Here is an 18,622-nt window from a genome sequence, read left to right on the forward strand (position 1 = left end):
AAAAAATTTTCATGCATGATGATGAAAAAGACACAAAAAGACTTGAGGAATTGGGGAGAAAACCTTACTTTTTACTCAGAACTCAATAACGCCAGTTACTACAACGGGGACAACTCCCCTACTCTGCGAGAAGCCGCTAGCCTGCGGCAATGCTCCGCGAACGCGTCTACGGGTTCGCAGTTGCTTCAAGTCTGGCGACCGAACGCACTCCTCACCGCAACGCAGTAGCTCCTCAATACTGAGTTTAGAAACTGCCTTAAAACCTTGCCCATTTAGGTTTAAGTCCTACCGGTGCTGCCGCCTGTTGCGGTGTTCTTATCGCCACGTCCGAGCAGGGTGCGGATAGCGCTGGTCACCTCAGGTAACGCGAGTACCAATGACGCTAACGAGCAAACTGTCGCAACTTGGCAGTACTCGCAAAACGCTTTGTTCTCAGCCCACTCCTCACGAGCCAGTTCTGCGGCAACAGCTGAGTCGATCACGAGCTTGATGCCCATTGCAATTGGTATGAGCGGGTTGCGCCGTGCCCGATCCAGACCACCAGCTGAAGCCAGCCAAGCAGTAAGAGCGTAATTAGCTACCATTAACGGGCCATCGGGTGAGTTGAGTCGGCTGTAAGCGTAGTCAGATGCGTCAACGCGGTCTGCGTCAAAAAACGGTACTGGCGGATCGGGTAAGTGGCTAACAATCCCGGTTTGGTAGAGTGTGACGAGTTGTCCCATCGAGCCTCCCAGCATAGACAAGCCAATAATCCATCGCCGACGGGTCATGTCTGGGTTCTTTCCTTGACGCAGTTCGTGGCTCAGTTGCTTTGGATTCATAAAAAGGTAATCCTTTATAACGTATGCGTTGATAATCAAATCAGCCGTGCATGGGGCGTTCTACCGACAGAGGATAGAATTCCGATAGGTGCAATCGCTTTGCACAAAAAATCTCTAGTTGCGTTACAGCTAGAGATTTAATCATGAATTTTGGTTCTTACAAATGTTCCTCCGCCGCAGAAAATTATTCTTCTACCGGGGGTGTGCGTTAAGGTAAATTTTTTAAGTAATTAAGATTACACTGATAATCCCATACTTTTACTGGGAGAACCGCTTCACAAATTCTGTATGTTCTGGCGAATTCAGCCCTGCTTGCAACACAGCTAGAACTTCAGGCATATCACCTGCAAGCAACGCCGACACCGCTAACCATAATCCTGGCATTACCTGACTTTTCACAATGCCCTCTGCATCTGGTTCTAGAGGCACATATTCACTTTCACTTAATCGGAACCAATCCAGGCGATTTTCCAAAATCTGCCAAACAATATACTCTTGAATTCCATTGCGCCGATAAGCTTTTTTTTTGTCATGCAAATCGTAAGCTGCACTGCTGGCGGCAATTTCTGCAACTAACTCTGGTGCGCCTTCAATGTAGTCATCCTCTGTTAAACGCCATTTTCCCCCCAGCTTTTGATCAATTAACAAGACTCCATCCGGTTGTGGTTAATTGTCTTGATCTAGCCGTATTGTTGGTTCAATGCCTAACTTTATGCCTGGAGTAGCAATTTGATAATTTCCCAACCAAATAACTATTTTTCCATGTGGTTCTGCATGACGTTCAAAACGTAAAGGTGATGCCAAGTAGACCACTCCTTCAATTAATTCAGCTTTCTTGTGTTTGGGCATAGCTTGATAGCGACGCTCAAATTCGTGGCGAGACAATCTATCCCCACTTTCCAAAGATGGAATCAAAGCTGGAGGAGTTTCGTTTGTATACGGTTGCTGTGGTTGCTGTTGTGTCACCATGTAGCGTCCCTCCAGGTAGGGTTAACACTTTCATCTTATTTAGTTTGAATTACTATTGTGTAGTTCAGCAACTAACTGTGTAACTTCTTAAGCAACCAAGCTACAGCATCTTCAACGTTGGTCACTTGTTTCCCTGATGGTGTAGCTGGACGGTTCACCATTACAACCTGTAAATCCATTTCTCGCGCTGCAATAATCTTGGCATAAGTCGCGTCACCACCACTATTTTTGCTGACTATGGTATCAATATTATGTTGAAGGAGAATTTCTCTCTCGTTATTGAGGGCAAAAGGCCCACGATCGCACAATATCAAACCCGATGGTATCAAAGTATTAGGAGCAGGAGGATCAATCATCCGCATTAAAAACCAGATTCCTTCTAGGTGAGCAAAAGCAGCGAGTTCTTGCCTACCAACAGTTAAAAATACCCGCTGTGCCTTGTTTGGCAATGCTGCGGCTGCGGCTTCAATGCTGTCAACCTCGATCCAGCGATCGCTACTCACTTTTTGCCAAGGGGGGCGGCTCAACATTAAATAAGGTATACCGACTTCAGTGGCAGCAGCAAACGCATTGAAAGATATCTGAGTAGCAAAGGGATGAGTGGCATCAATGAGTAAGTTAATTTTCATTTGACGAAGATAGCTAGCTAGTCCAGCTACACCACCAAATCCGCCAATCCTGAACTCACCCAATGGGACTGATGGTTGGCGGGTACGCCCTGCTAAAGAAGTGATCGCCTCTATTCCTGCGATTGTTGCAACTCTGGCGGCTAGTTCTGCTGCATCTCCTGTCCCACCCAAAATCAAAACGCGCATCATAGCTAAGTACTCCACCACAAAATTCGCAGTCAGCTAGTGGTTAATTTAGAGGTATGGGTGGAATCTTTGCCAAAATACCTTTTTTCAGTGCTTCCGGCCGTTCTGACCAAGGCAGGAGACCATCAGGTTTGCTGTAATATTGACTAGCACATTCTAAAACAGCAGATGCACTGTCATCAACAGCTAAATCACCGAAGAGATACGTAATTTTACCTGATGCTGCAAAGGCGACTACACAAGAACGATTACAAGCACTCATGCATTCTACTTCTTGAATTGGGAATTCATCTCGCAAATGCCAATTTTGTGCAAGGCCTTGAAGCTGTTGTAGTAGTTTTTGACCGCCACTTTCACCTAAACGTTTTCCATCTTGCCAAACGCTAGCACAGGTTTTACAAACAAATAAAGTATGGCAAGAATCACTACTAGTACTGATTGTGGAAATATTGGCTGTAGTCATCTGTACCTCGCAGATGTGTAGAACAAATTAAGCCAACTTCGGTGGGCATCCTGACTTACTCAAGTTTGGATTTTGATTACTTAGTTCGCTAATCTAAAATCTTAAACTGGTTTACAGTTGCGGGACAGCGCCGGATTTGCACCGAACTTTCCCCGTTACCTCTGGTGGCTGATCCCCACCAGAACCGCATGACTTGTTTGATCATACACTAGCTCCATTCAGGAAACAGATATTATTATCCAGAACAATCTAAGACAGAGGCTGCTAGCATTCTGCAAAACCTATAAACAATAAAAAATCCCATGCCTAAAAGACTTGGGAATCTCAGTTTTACACTATATTTACTAATTAAAATCTCAAACCTACACCACCTTGTAAGGAAAGAGCAGTACCACTGCCATCACGGTAAGCATCAAAAGCAATAATGGCGTTGCCAAAAAGAACAGTGTTGCTATTGGGTACGACGTAATCAATTCCTGGTTGCAAGGCAAAACTGATTTTATTACCTACAGGCGAAGAGTTCTCACCACTAGCCAACGCCAAACCAGCGCCTAAGTAGATATCAGTTTGCCAATTTAGGGGAACATCGTAAGAAACTGTAGGTACAATTGCTGTACTGTCAGCTATTAAAGCTTGAGCGCGGAAAGAAATCGGTGATTCTAAAAGCTTATAGCGAAACGCAATAACCCCACCAAGCTGGGGGCCGTCACTAAGCCCAACCACTGGACCTATACCAACATAACTGCCATAGGCTACTTGAGCTTGTGCTGGTTGAGTGCTCATACCAACACTCAACATCGCACCAGCCCCCAGGAGTACAACCAAAGACGGAAGATACTTCATTACCCGTTTCCTCACACCATCGTGGTTTGTAAAGGTTTCTTTTAATACCTATACCTATGTTATCCCTGTTGTTGGTGATCGGTAATAGTCAAGCAATTTTAAATGTTGGAACTACTAAACTGCAACTGCGGTGAGTCCAGCGTTGCTAGTAAGCGACTGGCTCAAATTTCCGCAAAATCTCAAATTAGCTATGGGCAACGGGGATGAATCCCTCCTTGAGTACAAATGTAAGCCAGTTGTTTCGGATCTAAGTTTTTGGCTTGAGAGAAATCAACTCCTTGCACTACCGCAGATACTGAGCCTTGGGATGGTGTTTGGACAAATTGATCTGCTGGATCTTGTTTAGTAGGTGAGAGAACCGCACCCCGAAAATTAGCGCCTGCTACATTCGCCCCTCGTAAATCTACAAGGCTTAGATCAGCATTTTCCAAATTAACATTTTCCATCTGAGCAGAGCGTAAAACTGCACCAGTGAGCCGAGTCGCACTCAAGTTAGCATTGCTGAGATTGGCACGTTCTAAATCAGCACCGGATAAGTCTGCTCCTTGCCAATCTGTTTTGATTAAATTGGCATGAGGCATTTGTGTACCGATCGCTATTACACGACCTAAACGAGCAGCGTACAAATCGGCTTCGTGCAATTTTGCATCACCTAAATCTGCTCCTGTCAAACTGGCATTCTCCAAAACTGCACCACGCAGATCGGCTCCTACTAGCTGTGTGCTGCTAAGGTTAGCGCCAATTAGACGTGTATTGGATAAGTTAGCTCTGTTTAGAGTAGAGCGGCTCAAGTCGCTACGATTCATCAAAACTCGGCTGAGGTTGGCATCAGTCAGATTGGCTTGCTTCATCTGAACCTGGCTCAAATCAGCAATCACATCATCGTAGGTATCCCAACGTCCATCCTCACCCGCGCTCCGAAAGCGACTACCCCGAAAACTGGCTTGGTTAAGATTTGCAGACTTTAACTTAATTCCAGATAAATCAACATTATCTAATACCAAGTTGAAGAGGGAATTATCACCAGAACCACTTGGCCCCAATTGAGTGCGGCTTAGGTCAATGCGGTTGCTTTGACCACTGTAAACAGCCAGAATCTTATTAATGGCTTTTTGGTTGAGTTTTAGCTTTTGTTGTACTTCCTGTGCTTGAAGTGCATTATTGTTTACAGATTCTAATTCACCTGCGAGAAACTGATTCTTATTTTTTAGTTCAGGAAGGGCTTTAACACCAACATTGGCTAAAGCTTGTTGAGTCGTATCTACTAAGGCAGGATTGGTTTCCTTGACTAGAAAATCTACAAGAAATTGAATTGCTTGCGGATCATTGAGAGTACCCATAGCCATAATTGCACTCCGCCGCTCTTCATCAGTAGCACCGGAGCTGGCGTTGAGCTGTTTTACTAATTCAAGAAATTGTTGGCTGTTTATTTGCTGAGATTTACGCTGGGTTTCTTGAGTTTGGATGTAGACTTGAGTACCTACTAAAGTTGCTAATACAGCAGCCATGCTGACTAATGCCGCTCCTATGAGGGCTAGACTAGGATTACGCCGTATTAGTGTCAAGGGATTCAGCATCCGTTTAGTTTCTGGCGCGATCGCTACTTCCTGATTTCCTTCTGGTGATTGCTCAGTGCTACTGCTCTGACTTGACTGATTTTGCTTATTACCAGCTGAGAGGAACGATGGCAAAGGGCGAGTAGCATCTATTGTGTAAGTACCTGCTAAAATATCGTGAATTGCACGTCGCCCCTGCCGTGATGGTAAACCGATGCTTTCTCCCAACACCATCAATAGAGCTAAAGCTGTGAAAATTCCTAAGTTAGGAAAGGCTAAACTGTAGCGCCAAAGAAGATAAGCTACAGATAAGGGCACAGTCAAACGACCAATTCCTTCTCGGACTACAACTGCTCCCAAACCAGGCGGTTTACCTTGCTCGCTCACAACGCGCACACCAAACCGACGCTTGGGAATTGTACTACCTGTTTTAGCTAGTAAATATAATTGCCACGACGAGATTGTCATGGGTGCGAATAAAGCTATCGTCCATAAAATATTAGTCGGCCATGCTACGTTACGAATACCATAGCTGACAGGCAAAGCTAATGGTCGGGCGATCGCTCTTTCTGTTACTACCAGCATAGGGTTGAGCGGCACTCGATTGAGATCGCTTCTAGAATTGGCATACACGCCCAAACCGAAAGGAACTAACCCACTGGTAACCACTAATGTGATTTCCACTACCCAAGCGCTAAAGCGCCTAGTTACTAAGGGCGCTGATTTGGCTTTTTCCGGGCCTTTTGACTGACTAGATTGATTATCATTTCTCCTGACAAGTGGGGTCGCCATTGCATAATTTCCTTTAACTTTATTTCTACGCCGTTCCCGGCGTGGTTAAAATAGCTTATTTTTTATGTTGGAAGCTATTAGACACAAAAAATTTGTATCCAAGATACACTAACACTGCTAACAGTGCCAGACTGATGGCAGACGCAACGAGTTTCAAGACTGCTTGCAAAATTGCAAAACCTAATAGTACCGTTACGCCTAAAAATACAAGCTTTCGTGTTCCAGACAGTCCGTTAAACCAGGTTCGCAATCGTGTTAGCTGCGAGTTTAAGCTTACAAAACCAGACTGAGATGTCTGTCTTTTCTCTTCTGGCTGCGTAATTTCTCCTGACAGAGAATTAATCTCTGCCTCAAGCTTTTGGAGGCGACGCTGCAAGTCTTCTTCAGGTTGAGGATTCATTAATTTTTTCTGCCTCAGCTTTTAAGCGGTTTTGTCTGTGATTTTAGCTAATGTCTGTGTTGCAGGGCATTTTTATATGAGACAAAATCACGTTTGTTGCTGGTAAGCTTCCGTATCATTTTGATTATTTGATTAAAATATACACACATAAAATACACAGATAAATTTTTCACACAGCTTCATGGCAGGGATTTCATCATCAATAATTTCAAATCCGGACATTCCCTAATATATTGGCGTTGCCATTGCCTGCTACATTGACTTTAGAAACGTCAGACTGCAAATTTCTGTCTATAGTTTGCTAGCAAGTGGAGTCTGTTCTTAAGTTTCTAGCATCTGTGACTTCATGCTTATTTTATATTTAGCTATATAGTTATTTACAGATAAAATATAAATTTATACCTTACATATTGGAACAAAGACGTATGATTATCGTCTCAAAACTTAGATATATGGCTCTAAAATCAGCTGGAAGCATTAAGTTGAGATGAAAATGCGTACACTATTTACGGTTATTCCCACGGCTTTAGCGATGAGCTTGGCGATTACCAATGTTAATTTGGCGAAGACGCCTCCAAGCTTAATTAATCCGAATTTTAATCCAGATCCAATGGTTTTTAATGGTAATTCTGGAGGTTCGATCCAAAGCAACTGTGGTAATATTCCTGCTGCACCCAATCAAGTTATTCGAGTTACAGAGTCATTGCCTTACTTGCGAGTAACAGTAGAAAGCCAAGGACAGCCAACGCTACTGATTGAAGGGCCTGGAGGACGCTTCTGTGTCTTGGCAGATAGTTACTCTGGAGGCAAACCAGAACTTTCTGGTTATTGGCAAGCGGGAGAATACTCACTTTATGTAGGCGAACTATCAAAAGGGAAGTTTAGCTATACCCTCTCGATTTCGCAACAAAAAAAGCCGTCGAACTCACGTTAAATTTGGGAATTAAGATGAGTTCATACCAATTTTCTTTATGTTTAGGATGACAGAAAATATATTTGTTCAACTACTTTTAAATCCCGACACTGGCTAGGCGGTAGAGATTTTACCGCCGATATTCGTCGCCACAATCGCCGATTAACTGATACAAATCTCGTGACTGTTGAGATACTGCATCTATCTGATTTAAATCTTCAGCATCTAGGGTAAAACTAAATATTTTGGCGTTATCTTCTAAATGTTCAGATATGCCAAGCCTCGCACCAACAATCACACCCCCGACAGCAGGCTTATCTAAGATATAACGCATTGCTACGTTAGAAATGCTAACTCCATGCTTATCGGCAATAGATTTGAGGGTAGAAAGCAATTCTTGAAATAATTGCCAACCGCCCCAAGCATCGACCATATTTTTATATTTTTTCAAGCTGACTGTAGCTAGGTCAAATCCTCGCGGTTCTGGTTTACCCAAATACTTTTCTGATAGCAAACCGCCACAAACTGTACCGTAAGTCAAAAGTTTGATGTCCTGCTGTTGGCAGAACTGAATCATATTTACTTCAGGACGACGGTCAACGAGCGAAAATTGTACTTGGTTAGAAACTATTTTGATGCCTGCGTCAACAATAATTTTTAGGTGTTCAGTATCAAAGTTAGTCAAAGCCAAATGCTTAATTTTGCCCTCAGTTTGCAGTTCTGCCATATATTTAAGGGCATCAAGGTAGTTTTTATCTTGATATTCCCACCAGTGAAACTGCATCAAATCTAATGATTCGACATCCATTCTTCTCAGAGAAATATTAATATTCTCCTCAACGATTTTTTTAGTCATTCTGCCAGGACGTGGAACCCACTTTGTAAAGGCTTGCACATTAGCTAACGCTTCTTTGCCACGAGTAGCAATTACTTGACGGCGAAACTCACCAATTAAATCTTCCGCGGGGCCATAGTGGTCTGCTAAATCCCAAGTAGTAAAACCTGCATCCACATATTTGAACATAGCTTGAATGGCGGCTTTGGGATCAATACCTCCGTGTCCACCAGACACTTGCCACATTCCATTTAAGATGCGGCAAATGTTTAAATCAGGAGTAAATTGTAAACGGCTTACTGTGGGTAAATTCATTTTAAATGGGTGAATTTTGGATTTTGAATTATTTAACGCCAGTCTTTTTCAGCTTGGTCTAAAACATAAGCAGCGACATCTTGAATTTGCTGTGTAGTGAACCTGTCTTTATAAGCTGGCATATTACTTTTACCGTTGATAACAATGGATGCGATCGCCTCTAAAGAATCCATACCATATTTCTTGAGCGCTTTTTTCTTCAAAGTCTTGCCTCGTCTGACAATATTACCACCATTCACATGACAACCAGCACAATGAATCTCGAATATTTGTGCCCCGTTATCTATCTCTGCTGCACTAGCAGACGGGGTAAGAATATTTATAAATATTAAAAACAAAACTAATATTATTTGTATTAATTTATTCACTTTATGTCTCCTAACTTTAGTTCATTTATTTGTCAGTAAATTATCTTACATTCATATAAAAATAAGTTTGCACTTACAAATCAAACAAAACTTATTTAATAAACTTTCTTACCTTATGCCTCCTGCCATCTGCCTTTTGCCTTACTAATACTACAAAGATTCAAAGTCTGCTATAAAACCAGAAAATCTTTGACACTCTTCTTGAAATGACTCAGCATCGCTAACATCGTCAATTTTATATCCCATAATTCGCCTGCCATCTGGCATCTTTTTAGAAGTAATGCAATCACCTTGGTATTTATCTGCTAACGCTTTAAATTCAGCCCCAGAAAGTTTCCAAGCTTCTTCAGAACAACTAATATTTACCTGCCACATAAGAAACTCTCATTTTGTACCAATAAATATTAATCATCTCACAAAGTGTAAATAGATTACACATTAACAGCTATATCAGCGAAACAGAAGGATAAAGTAAGTCCAATTGCAGTGATTTTCTATCTAAAGGAAGTACCTTACCCAAAAAGGCTGGTACATAATAGCAATAGAGGAGCGAGTCTTGAAAATTATATCCAAATTAGTTAAATACCAAGAATTGAACATGGCTAACAATATCAAAGAGAAAATTCAAGCAGACTTGCAACAAGCTAAAGAAACTGGGCAATTAAGAACTGACAGGATTCGAGAAATTGTTAAAGCCGCAGTTTCTCAGGTAGCTTCTGAGTTTAAAGCAGGTTCTACCGAACTACGTAGCATTGTTAGAGATGCTGTTTCTGCGGTAATTGAAAACGTCCAAGAAAAAGGTAGCGAAATCAAAGAAGAAGTGACAGCTTCAATTGAAGGAGCGCTGGAAGGCGTTAATAGCAAAAGACATGAAAATATTATTAAAACCCAGACAGAACTTCAAAAGCTACAGGCTCAACTAGATAGCGAAGAGGAACAACTTCAACAAGATGTGGATGTAATTTTGGCAGAAATTGAAGAGACAGATCATCAAACGTCACCTAGTAATAAAACTGTCATTGACTCTGCTATCAATTCCATCAAAGATAGTGAAGAAGCAGCCTTGCTGAAGAAACGTTATGCTCAACTGCAAGCGCAACTAGCTATTGTGCGAGCTAACTTAGCTGCACGCTACGGTGGACGTTCTGAAGAGGTAAAAAATTACCTTGATGAAGCTAAAAACTGGTATGATAAAACTCGTCCCCAAGCAGAAAATCTGGCTATACAAGTAGAACAGAAGCGATCGCAACTCGATGAAAAACTGGGTGAAGCAGGAGGTGCGATCGCTAGAAGAGAACGCCAGCTAAAACAATCTTTACGAGAGTTACTGCTAACAGCATCTGACTGGTTTAAAGACAAAGACCACAGTGATAAGCAACCGATTAATCCTAGAAGATAGTTTCTAAAGTCTCTTTCTTTCTAGGTTCTTGATACCCACAGATAAATAATTCAACTAAATTAAGACCTCTCTTTTTTTATGAGAGGTCTTAATTTTTATTATGTATTGATACGGGAAGAAGAGCAGGTTATTTTCATTCTTTTTAACGTTGTTCTACTTACCACATCAACTCTTAATGATTAGTTGATCTTGAACTAAATCTGTCGTTATATTTTCATCAAACCTAATAAAAATAGGATGGTTATTACCACCCTATTAAGTCTTGCTTAAGAGGAGTTATGGAACTAAACTTAATAGCTTCTAAGTTGCTCTTCATGTTTGGCAATAACCCAAACTGCATGAATGCTGCCAGGAAGCCAACCTAACAGTGTGAGCAAAATATTGATGAACAGTGTTGGGCCAAAACCAACTTCTAGAAAAACTCCTACCGGAGGTAACAACAGGCCAAGAAGCAAACGGGTTAATTTCATGGTTTCGATTCTAATGTTTGATTGGTTTACTTACATTTGTATGAAGGTCACCGAATTATAAAATCCACCTAAAGAATTATATTTATTCGACGACTGATATTTAGCACAGATACATAATGGAACTAGTATCTATACCCTGAATGTTATTTAGCTGGAAGGTAATTCTCCCTTGTTATTAACATCTCCACTGCCTAAAGCCAGATTTTTTTCAACAAAGTAGTTGTTAATGAAGGTGTTAGCAAAAGATAGAATCACTGGCCCAAGAAGGAAAGCAATAATTCCCCTAGCTGAAAAGCCCGGAACTAGCGCTGCTGCTAATGCGAAACAAATACCGTTAACAACTAGCGAAAATGCTCCAAAGCTTAAGAAATTAAGTGGTAAAGATAAGGTAGAAAGAATTGGTTTTACTGAACCATTGATTAAACCAATAACTAACGCTGCGATCATAGCAGCGGGAAAATTAGCAATATTAACGCCTGGAACAACTAAATCAACTATTAGCAGGCTCAAAGCTGTAGCTATTGCTGTTAACAAGGGTCCCAACATTATTTTTACCTCAGAAACAGATTCTCGAACGAGTGAACTTATTTATACTATTTTTACCTATTCAATCTGTCTGAACCTCAATAGCAGGGTAGATTCTGCTTCTACCATTTGGCTGAGAAATGAGCAAGCTGAAAAATTAGTTTTTAATTTTACTATTTCATCTTTTATTGTGAGAGCTTGAGAAGTTCTTTATAAAGAAAATCTTAAATTTTTAGGCTGCTTGATATTGCCATTTCATCACCCTGATGGAATTTGATATTGAGAGATATCAAATTCCTAAAATTTATTGCTTGTAGTAAAGCGACGATTTATATAAGACTTGTTCTTGATGGGTTTCTAAGGTGCAATCAGATACCGGGTAAGTCACACAAGTGATAACATAACTAGCTTGAATTTCCTTGGGACTAAGAAACTTTTGCTCACTTTGATCAACTTCACCACTGATAAGTTTAGCAACACAAGCAGAACATTCGCCTTGTTTACACCCAGAGGGAAGGCGGATACCAAAGTCTTCTGCTATATCGAGGATATATTGATCATCTGGTACTTCAATGGTGCGATCTAACCCGATTGCAGGATTGATGAGTCGAACTTGATAAACTACCATCTGTGATTACGGATACAAGAGTTAACTGTTGTTATTTTCTACTTTTGGGGAAGTTTCACGCGAAGTATTAAATACTCTATAGGGTATCGCTATATGAGCAAAGCCTACCTACGCAGGCTTTGTTTCTATAGTCGCCTCTTTTGCAGAGTGAAGACATTATATTTACTGTCTAAGTGATTTCATCGACAAACTAATCCGCTTCAGCTTCTCATTAATTTCTAGTACCCGTACCTTCACGACTTGCCCAACTTTAACAATTTTCTTTGGATCATCTACAAATCTGTCAGCAAGTTGGGAGATATGTACTAAGCCATCCTGATGCACACCAATATCAACAAATGCACCGAAGTTGGCGACGTTCGTGATGATACCTTCTAATTCCATTCCTACCTGCAAATCCTTAATTTCTGTAATTCCCTCTTTGAAGGTGGCATATTTAAACTCAGCACGGGGATCTCTGCCTGGTTTTTCTAGTTCGCTGAGGATGTCGCGCAGTGTGGGTTCGCCTACGCTATCGGTGACATATTTTTTCAAGTTGGTCTTTTTAAGTTTTTCGGCAATTTGTGTCACCTGATTTAATGGCACACTTAAATCGGATGCGATCGCTTCTACTAAAGAGTAACTTTCTGGATGCACTGCGGTATTATCTAAAGGATTTTCACCGTTGCGAATCCGCAGAAAACCGGCTGCTTGTTCAAACGCTTTTGGCCCCAACTTCGGTACTTTTAAGAGTTGACGACGATTTTTAAAAGCTCCGTACTGGTTCCGATAGGCAACAATGTTATTGGCAACTGTTGGTGTAATTCCCGAAACAAAGGTCAAAAGTTCCTTAGAAGCGGTGTTCAAATCCACACCTACATAGTTGACGCAGCTTTCTACAGTTTCATCCAACTTTTTCTTCAGCAACTTTTGGTCAACGTCATGCTGGTATTGTCCCACGCCAATTGATTTGGGATCGATTTTCACCAGTTCCGCTAGGGGATCTTGCAAACGGCGACCAATACTAATCGCACCGCGCACGGTAATATCTAAATCGGGAAACTCTTCCAATGCAACTTTGCTGGCAGAATATATAGATGCACCAGACTCATTTACCATTACCTTTGTCGGTTTGCGTTCTATAGCTTGTAGTACTTGCGAGACAAACTCTTCAGTCTCGCGGGAAGCTGTACCGTTACCAATAGCAATTAACTCAATTTTGTACTTTTCAATCAGATTTTTGATTGTTTGTGCAGCTTTAGTGCGTTGTTCAGCCGCTTGGTGGGGAAATACCGCCTGGTATTCTAAAAATTTCCCTGTTTGGTCGATTACTGCTACTTTACACCCAGTTCTAAACCCAGGATCTATTGCCAAGGTTGGTTTCATACCTGCAGGTGCAGATAGTAGCAACTCCCGCAAATTAGTTTCAAAGGTTTTGATGGATTCAAAATCAGCGTAGGTTTTCTTCTCAGCAATTACCTCCCCCATCAGAGAAGTTTTCATCAAGCGGTTAAATGCATCCTTCAGCATTGCTTGATAAAAATCTCGAATAGCGCGGACTTTGGTTTTAATTTCTTGGGACTCTAAATAGGAAAGTACGACATCCTCATCAAAAGCAATTTCAAAGGTTAACACTCCCTCCGCTTCACCGCGACACAAGGCCAAAATATTATGGGGTGCAATGCTTTTCACCTTAGCTTGATAGTTGCGGTACATCTCAAATTTCGTCGTTCCTTCAGGATGTTCATCTTTAATCCGAGAGATGAATACCCCCGACTCTAAAAGATAATCGCGGATATATGCACGTAGCTCTGCTGTTTCTGCCACTTCCTCCGCTAAGATGTCAGCAGCACCTTTCAGCGCCTCTTCTGAAGACTTGACTCCTTGATCTGAAATATACTTGGCTGCTTCCGCCTCTAATGAAGCCGATCCAGGACTTTTGACATTTAGCGACTTGATAAACTCTGCCAGTGGTTCTAATCCTTTTTCTCTGGCGATTGTAGCGCGAGTACGCCGCTTTGGTCGATAGGGTAAGTATAAATCCTCAAGCTCAGTTTTTTGTAAACAGGATGTGATTTTCTCATTGAGTTCATCAGTGAGTTTACCTTGTGTAGCGATCGCCTTTATAATCGTTGCTTTTCGCTCTTCCAGTTCGCTTAAGTAGGTATACCTATCGGATAGGTCGCGTAGCTGGACTTCATCCATTTCGCCGGTGCGCTCTTTACGGTAACGTGCGATAAAAGGAATTGTCGCACCCTCAGCGAAAAGTTCCAGCGCATTTTGCACCTGATAAGGTTTGAGGTCTAATTCAGTTGCCAGTAGTTGAGCAATGTTCAGCATCGGGTGACTAAGTTGAAAACGTTACTCTCAAGGTAATATGCTAAATCCTTATCCCAATGCAAGCGTAAAGTGTTAAGCTAATTTACCAGATGATTATAAAATCTTGATTTTTACTACCGTTATTCTACATAGCCCGTTGTGAGTAGTTCCAACTGGGATGTAAAATTAACTACAATGCCCAAAACAGTTTGCATCTGTTTATAGCAACGTTATAACTCTGATTTCAGAGGTTAGTTAGAATGGCTTTGTTTTTTTTAGTTCCACTTTGTACAGCTTTAATAACTGGCTATTTAGTTAAACAAACTACTGACGAAATAGCATACATCGCTGGTGTTTTTGGATGTGTCTGCTTCATTTTGAGTTTAATTTTAGCACCGTGGCAGATCCAGTCATTACTGTTAATTGTTGTGCTTTTCACTACTAATAAACTGTTGGCAAAATAATCAATGCCAATTACTAATGCTGTCAGGAAACAACTATGAAAAACCAGATGAGATTCGCTGTGCCGAATTAATGTTTTTCTGAGCGCAACTTTGACGAACTAGCTATACGTAGGTATTGATGTGTCATCTACCAAACATAGGTTAAGTATTGTTGCCAAACCTACGTATTCAGGTCAAAGACATTTGGAAACAGTTTTATTAAAATTGTTAAGGTACATCTTTTAAGCAACAGCGATTGCGCGGAGCGCAGCGCCAAAGGCGATCGCTCCCTTCAAAATTTATAGCGATTAGAAAATATCTCCTAAATAATTACCCTTCTAGGTTTTGGCTGAGGATTAGCGATCATATTCGTAGCTACGAATCTCCTTAGAGTTTGCGATCGCGCAATTTTTGAATACAAACTAGTTCATTATATTAGTAACCTATATTTTATCTCTACTTGTGCATGATGGCGATCGCTATCTAAGTTTTGTTACCACTGTTACTTAGAGTCAGGGTTTAAAATTTCCAGGTGAGGAAACCCCTACAGCCCAACTGCGGACTGCGGCTTTCACCGATTTGTTAGACTAAACACACCAGGATTTTTCAGTCAAATCTCTGAATACGCCAGCAGACGAGGCTATCCATGCTTACAAGTACGCTACTTCTCTCAAATCAACTCCCCACCCTGCAATACTCCTCCACATCGGAACGATTCGATGATACTTGGGAAGCTCCTTTGGCTACCCTTCTAGGGCTAGGACGTGCCGCTGGAGCCGACTTCATCGAATTTTATTTAGAGCGTCGCAACTATATCAGTTGCCTTGCCGAGGATGACGCTATTACCAGTATTTCACCAAGCCTAGCTACAGGTGCGGGAGTTAGAGTATTTCGCGGCAAAGCCGATTGCTACGTCAGCACCAATAACCTTTCATTTTCCGGGTTGAAAGCAGCCTTAGAAAAAGGTCTTTCTATCTTAGGATTGCAATTACCTGCACCTAACGCTTTCATCCCAGAAATCAATCTAGAATTACTGAGAGACTACGCCACAAAAAGAGGTAAAGATGGTTGGTTACCTGTGTGTAGCTCCATCAGAGAAATGGGAGAAGTCCTACTTGATGGTACTGCCCAATTGCAGAGAAAAGCCAGCCATGTGCAATCCCGCCGTGCTACCTATTTCCGGGATTGGCAAGAAGTTTTAGTCGCCGCCAGCGATGGTACTTTTGCCCGTGACATTCGCCTCACTCAGTCAGTAGGATTTAACCTTCTCTGTGCAGATGGGGCTAATCGTGCATCCATCGGTGAACGTGCTGGCAATACTAGCGATGCCAACTTCCTCAGAACCTGGGATTATCAACAAGCTGCCGAACACATAGCCGAATCCGCTGGTAAGATGCTCTACGCAGATTATGTAGAGTCAGGTACTTATCCCATTATCATGGCCAATCACTTTGGCGGGGTAATCTTCCACGAAGCTTGCGGACACCTTTTAGAAACTACTCAAATTGAACGTAATACTTCTCCCTTTGCTGATAAAAAAGGCGAGAAAATTGCCCACGAAAGCCTCACAGCTTGGGATGAAGGACGAGCCGAGAATGCCTTCGGGACAATTGACATGGATGACGAAGGTATGCCTGCTCAAAGAACCCTATTGATTGAAAAAGGCGTTCTCAAGAACTTTTTAGCAGACAGAACTGGTTCTTGGCGCACCGGACACCCCAGAACAGGCAGTGGACGCCGCCAAAATTATACCTTTGCTGCTGCTAGCCGGATGCGTAATACTTATATCGATTCCGGTGAATACAGCATTGATGATTTATTTGCCTCCATTGATAAAGGTATTTACTGCAAAAAAATGGGCGGTGGTAGTGTTGGTGCTACAGGTCAATTTAACTTTGGTGTGGATGAAGCTTACTTGATTGAAAATGGCAAAATTACCAAGCCTTTAAAAGGAGCAATTCTAATTGGTGAAGCTAAGGAAATTATGAATAAAATTTCCATGTGTTCTCAAGATTTAGAACTTGCACCAGGATTCTGTGGTTCCGTCAGTGGCAGTATCTACACCACAGTAGGACAACCACATATCAAGGTTGATTCTATTACCGTAGGCGGACGCTAACAGCTACTCCTTTCTCGCTATAAAATTACTTATTTCTTCTCTTCTTCGTGTCCTTTGCACGCCAGTTGCTTCAAGTCGGCGGAGCCGCCCAACGCACTGGCTCGTCTTTGCGGTTCGTCAGAGAAAAATTGAGGTATTCTTGCAGTGAGACAGGAGTAATAACAATTTATTAGAGCCACAGATAAAGATATTATCCATCCGCATTCATCTGCACCCATCAGCAGTTTAAAATCCAAAATCCAAAATTAACTATGCCAAATATCCAAGAAATTGCCAGTTATGCCAAGGATAATGCTGACAAGCTTGGCATTAAGAAATTTGACATTTATGGCTCAACGGTAGATGAAACTAGCGTACAAGTAGATCAAGGTGAGCCAAAACAAGTTAAAGCCTCTAATCGCTCTGGTGTTACAGTTCGGGTCTGGAATGAAGACAATACAATGGGTGTGACCAGCACCACAGATGTAGACCCCAAGGGATTAGAATTAGCTTTGAAAACTGCTTACGAAGCTAGTTTTTTTGGTGTAAAAGAAAATGTTCCCGATTTTAGTCCGGAAGCGACTATTCCTATCCCTAATATCCCTCACGATAAAGCACCCCAAGCACCTGTTGCTGAACTCATAGAAAAGTTAATAGTAGCTGAAAAAGAACTACTATCAGCACACCCAGCGATTAAAGGAGTTCCTTACAACGGCTTGGCGCAACGAGATATTGATCGATTTTATCTTAATAGTGAGGGTGCAGTTAGAACAGAATCTCACTCTTTAGCATCGGTATATCTTTACAGCAAAACTGAAGAAGAAGGGAAAAAACCGCGTAGTGCTGGCGCTTTTAGAATTAACCGCAGTTTAGATAATCTAGATATTAACGCTTGTATCCAAGAAACTGCTGAGAAAACCATCAGCCACTTGAACTATGAAAAAGTCAAGACTGGCAAATATTTAGTTGTGTTCTCACCAGAAGCTTTCTTAAGTCTCTTGGGTGCTTTTTCTAATTTGTTCAATGCTCAAAGTATTCTGGATAACCAAAGCTTATCTACTCCTGGTGATTTAGGTAAGCAAATTGCTTCCCCTCTCCTTTCAGTAGTTGATGATGCACTACATCCAGCTAACGTAGGTGCAGAAACATTTGATGGTGAAGGAACTCCTACGCGTCAGGTTTCCTTAATTGAAAAAGGTGTGTTAAGCAGCTTTCTTCACAGTGCAGGAACTGCCAAACGAATGAATACCCAGCCAACAGGGAATGCAAGTATTGGCGCAAAAGTCAGTATTAGCCCTAACTTTTATCATGTCTTCAGAGCCGCAGATCCTGAACAAGAATTAAGTTTGGAAACTGCTGAAAATGTAATTTTGATTGATGATTTACAAGCTCTCCATGCCGGAGTTAAGGCTTTGCAAGGCTCGTTTTCTTTACCCTTTGATGGTTGGTTGATTAACAAAGGTGTCAAGACGAGTATTGAATCAGCAACAGTTGCTGGCGATTTCCTAGAACTCCTCAAGTCGATTATCTGTGTAGAAAAAGAAGTAGAGTTAACACCAGGAGGAGTTTGTCCGAGAATCTGGGTTAATGAACTATCGATTACTGGGGAATAAAACTTAAGAGTTAGGAGTTATAAATTAGAGTTTTCACTTATAAACTCCTAATTCATAA

General features: G+C 41.6%; 18 protein-coding genes, 1 pseudogene and 1 riboswitch. Of the genes and pseudogenes, 5 read left to right on the forward strand and 14 right to left on the reverse strand.

The annotated features are described in order from the left end of the window. Positions 1-228 (forward strand): hypothetical protein (locus AC5JL8_RS25770; protein WP_495882525.1); only part of this gene is annotated, 228 nt, incomplete at its 5' end. A gap of 50 nt (positions 229-278) precedes the next feature. Here AC5JL8_RS25770 and AC5JL8_RS25775 read toward each other — a convergent pair. From AC5JL8_RS25775 to AC5JL8_RS25805, 7 genes and pseudogenes are all read right to left on the reverse strand, one after another. Next, a complete protein-coding gene (locus AC5JL8_RS25775) occupies positions 279-770 on the reverse strand; it encodes a vitamin K epoxide reductase family protein (RefSeq protein ID WP_495882526.1) in 492 nt (163 codons plus the stop codon). Positions 771-1,079: 309 nt separating this feature from the next. Beyond that, positions 1,080-1,790: pseudogene (locus AC5JL8_RS25780) on the reverse strand (Uma2 family endonuclease). Between the two features lie 71 nt (positions 1,791-1,861). Beyond that, on the reverse strand, positions 1,862-2,605 hold the full coding sequence (locus tag AC5JL8_RS25785) for a cobalt-precorrin-6A reductase (RefSeq protein ID WP_495882563.1): 744 nt from the start codon (positions 2,603-2,605) through the stop codon (positions 1,862-1,864). A gap of 43 nt (positions 2,606-2,648) precedes the next feature. Next, complete coding sequence (locus AC5JL8_RS25790) at positions 2,649-3,068, reverse strand: DUF1636 family protein (protein WP_495882527.1); 420 nt, start codon at positions 3,066-3,068, stop codon at positions 2,649-2,651. A gap of 23 nt (positions 3,069-3,091) precedes the next feature. Further along, a riboswitch (cobalamin riboswitch) is annotated at positions 3,092-3,270 on the reverse strand. A gap of 146 nt (positions 3,271-3,416) precedes the next feature. Further along, the gene (locus AC5JL8_RS25795; protein ID WP_495882528.1) at positions 3,417-3,911 is read right to left on the reverse strand and encodes a hypothetical protein; all 495 of its coding nucleotides are present in this window, start codon (positions 3,909-3,911) and stop codon (positions 3,417-3,419) included. 188 nt (positions 3,912-4,099) lie between these two features. Next, positions 4,100-6,259, reverse strand: coding sequence for a pentapeptide repeat-containing protein (locus tag AC5JL8_RS25800; protein WP_495882529.1), 2,160 nt, complete (start codon positions 6,257-6,259; stop codon positions 4,100-4,102). A 55-nt stretch (positions 6,260-6,314) separates the two neighbouring features. After that, positions 6,315-6,659: a hypothetical protein gene (locus tag AC5JL8_RS25805; protein WP_495882530.1), complete on the reverse strand. Its 345-nt coding sequence runs from the start codon at positions 6,657-6,659 to the stop codon at positions 6,315-6,317. Between the two features lie 487 nt (positions 6,660-7,146). On the opposite strand from AC5JL8_RS25805, the gene AC5JL8_RS25810 reads away from it, so the two are divergent. Continuing rightward, positions 7,147-7,593, forward strand: coding sequence for a hypothetical protein (locus AC5JL8_RS25810; protein ID WP_495882531.1), 447 nt, complete (start codon positions 7,147-7,149; stop codon positions 7,591-7,593). A 109-nt stretch (positions 7,594-7,702) separates the two neighbouring features. Here AC5JL8_RS25810 and AC5JL8_RS25815 read toward each other — a convergent pair whose 3' ends face one another. The 3 genes from AC5JL8_RS25815 to AC5JL8_RS25825 all read right to left on the reverse strand — a co-directional run bounded on the left by AC5JL8_RS25815 (position 7,703) and on the right by AC5JL8_RS25825 (position 9,465). Beyond that, on the reverse strand, positions 7,703-8,722 hold the full coding sequence (locus AC5JL8_RS25815) for an aldo/keto reductase (RefSeq protein WP_495882532.1): 1,020 nt from the start codon (positions 8,720-8,722) through the stop codon (positions 7,703-7,705). 32 nt (positions 8,723-8,754) lie between these two features. Then, positions 8,755-9,090: a cytochrome c6 PetJ gene (petJ, locus tag AC5JL8_RS25820; protein ID WP_495882533.1), complete on the reverse strand. Its 336-nt coding sequence runs from the start codon at positions 9,088-9,090 to the stop codon at positions 8,755-8,757. A gap of 150 nt (positions 9,091-9,240) precedes the next feature. Beyond that, positions 9,241-9,465: a hypothetical protein gene (locus AC5JL8_RS25825; RefSeq protein ID WP_495882534.1), complete on the reverse strand. Its 225-nt coding sequence runs from the start codon at positions 9,463-9,465 to the stop codon at positions 9,241-9,243. Between the two features lie 223 nt (positions 9,466-9,688). Here AC5JL8_RS25825 and AC5JL8_RS25830 point away from each other — a divergent pair, with 223 nt between their 5' ends. Further along, a complete protein-coding gene (locus AC5JL8_RS25830; RefSeq protein ID WP_495882564.1) occupies positions 9,689-10,489 on the forward strand; it encodes a histidine kinase in 801 nt (266 codons plus the stop codon). Positions 10,490-10,779: 290 nt separating this feature from the next. Here the strand turns inward: AC5JL8_RS25830 and AC5JL8_RS25835 are convergent, their stop codons facing one another. The 4 genes from AC5JL8_RS25835 to AC5JL8_RS25850 form a co-directional block, all read right to left on the reverse strand. After that, on the reverse strand, positions 10,780-10,959 hold the full coding sequence (locus AC5JL8_RS25835; RefSeq protein ID WP_495882535.1) for a YqaE/Pmp3 family membrane protein: 180 nt from the start codon (positions 10,957-10,959) through the stop codon (positions 10,780-10,782). A gap of 147 nt (positions 10,960-11,106) precedes the next feature. After that, positions 11,107-11,505: a phage holin family protein gene (locus AC5JL8_RS25840; protein ID WP_495882536.1), complete on the reverse strand. Its 399-nt coding sequence runs from the start codon at positions 11,503-11,505 to the stop codon at positions 11,107-11,109. A 283-nt stretch (positions 11,506-11,788) separates the two neighbouring features. Next, positions 11,789-12,112 (reverse strand): 2Fe-2S iron-sulfur cluster-binding protein, encoded by a 324-nt coding sequence (locus AC5JL8_RS25845; protein ID WP_495882537.1) that lies wholly within the window; start codon positions 12,110-12,112, stop codon positions 11,789-11,791. A gap of 162 nt (positions 12,113-12,274) precedes the next feature. Further along, positions 12,275-14,431 carry a Tex family protein gene (locus AC5JL8_RS25850; protein WP_495882538.1) on the reverse strand — a complete coding sequence of 719 codons (2,157 nt, stop codon included), beginning with the start codon at positions 14,429-14,431 and terminating at the stop codon, positions 12,275-12,277. Between the two features lie 1,068 nt (positions 14,432-15,499). On the opposite strand from AC5JL8_RS25850, the gene AC5JL8_RS25855 reads away from it, so the two are divergent. Continuing rightward, positions 15,500-16,972, forward strand: coding sequence for a TldD/PmbA family protein (locus tag AC5JL8_RS25855; protein WP_495882539.1), 1,473 nt, complete (start codon positions 15,500-15,502; stop codon positions 16,970-16,972). Between the two features lie 251 nt (positions 16,973-17,223). Then, positions 17,224-18,564, forward strand: a complete 1,341-nt coding sequence (locus tag AC5JL8_RS25860) for a TldD/PmbA family protein (RefSeq protein WP_495882540.1) — start codon at positions 17,224-17,226, stop codon at positions 18,562-18,564. Positions 18,565-18,622 lie beyond the last annotated feature (58 nt).

The organism is Mojavia sp. (assembly GCF_059505145.1).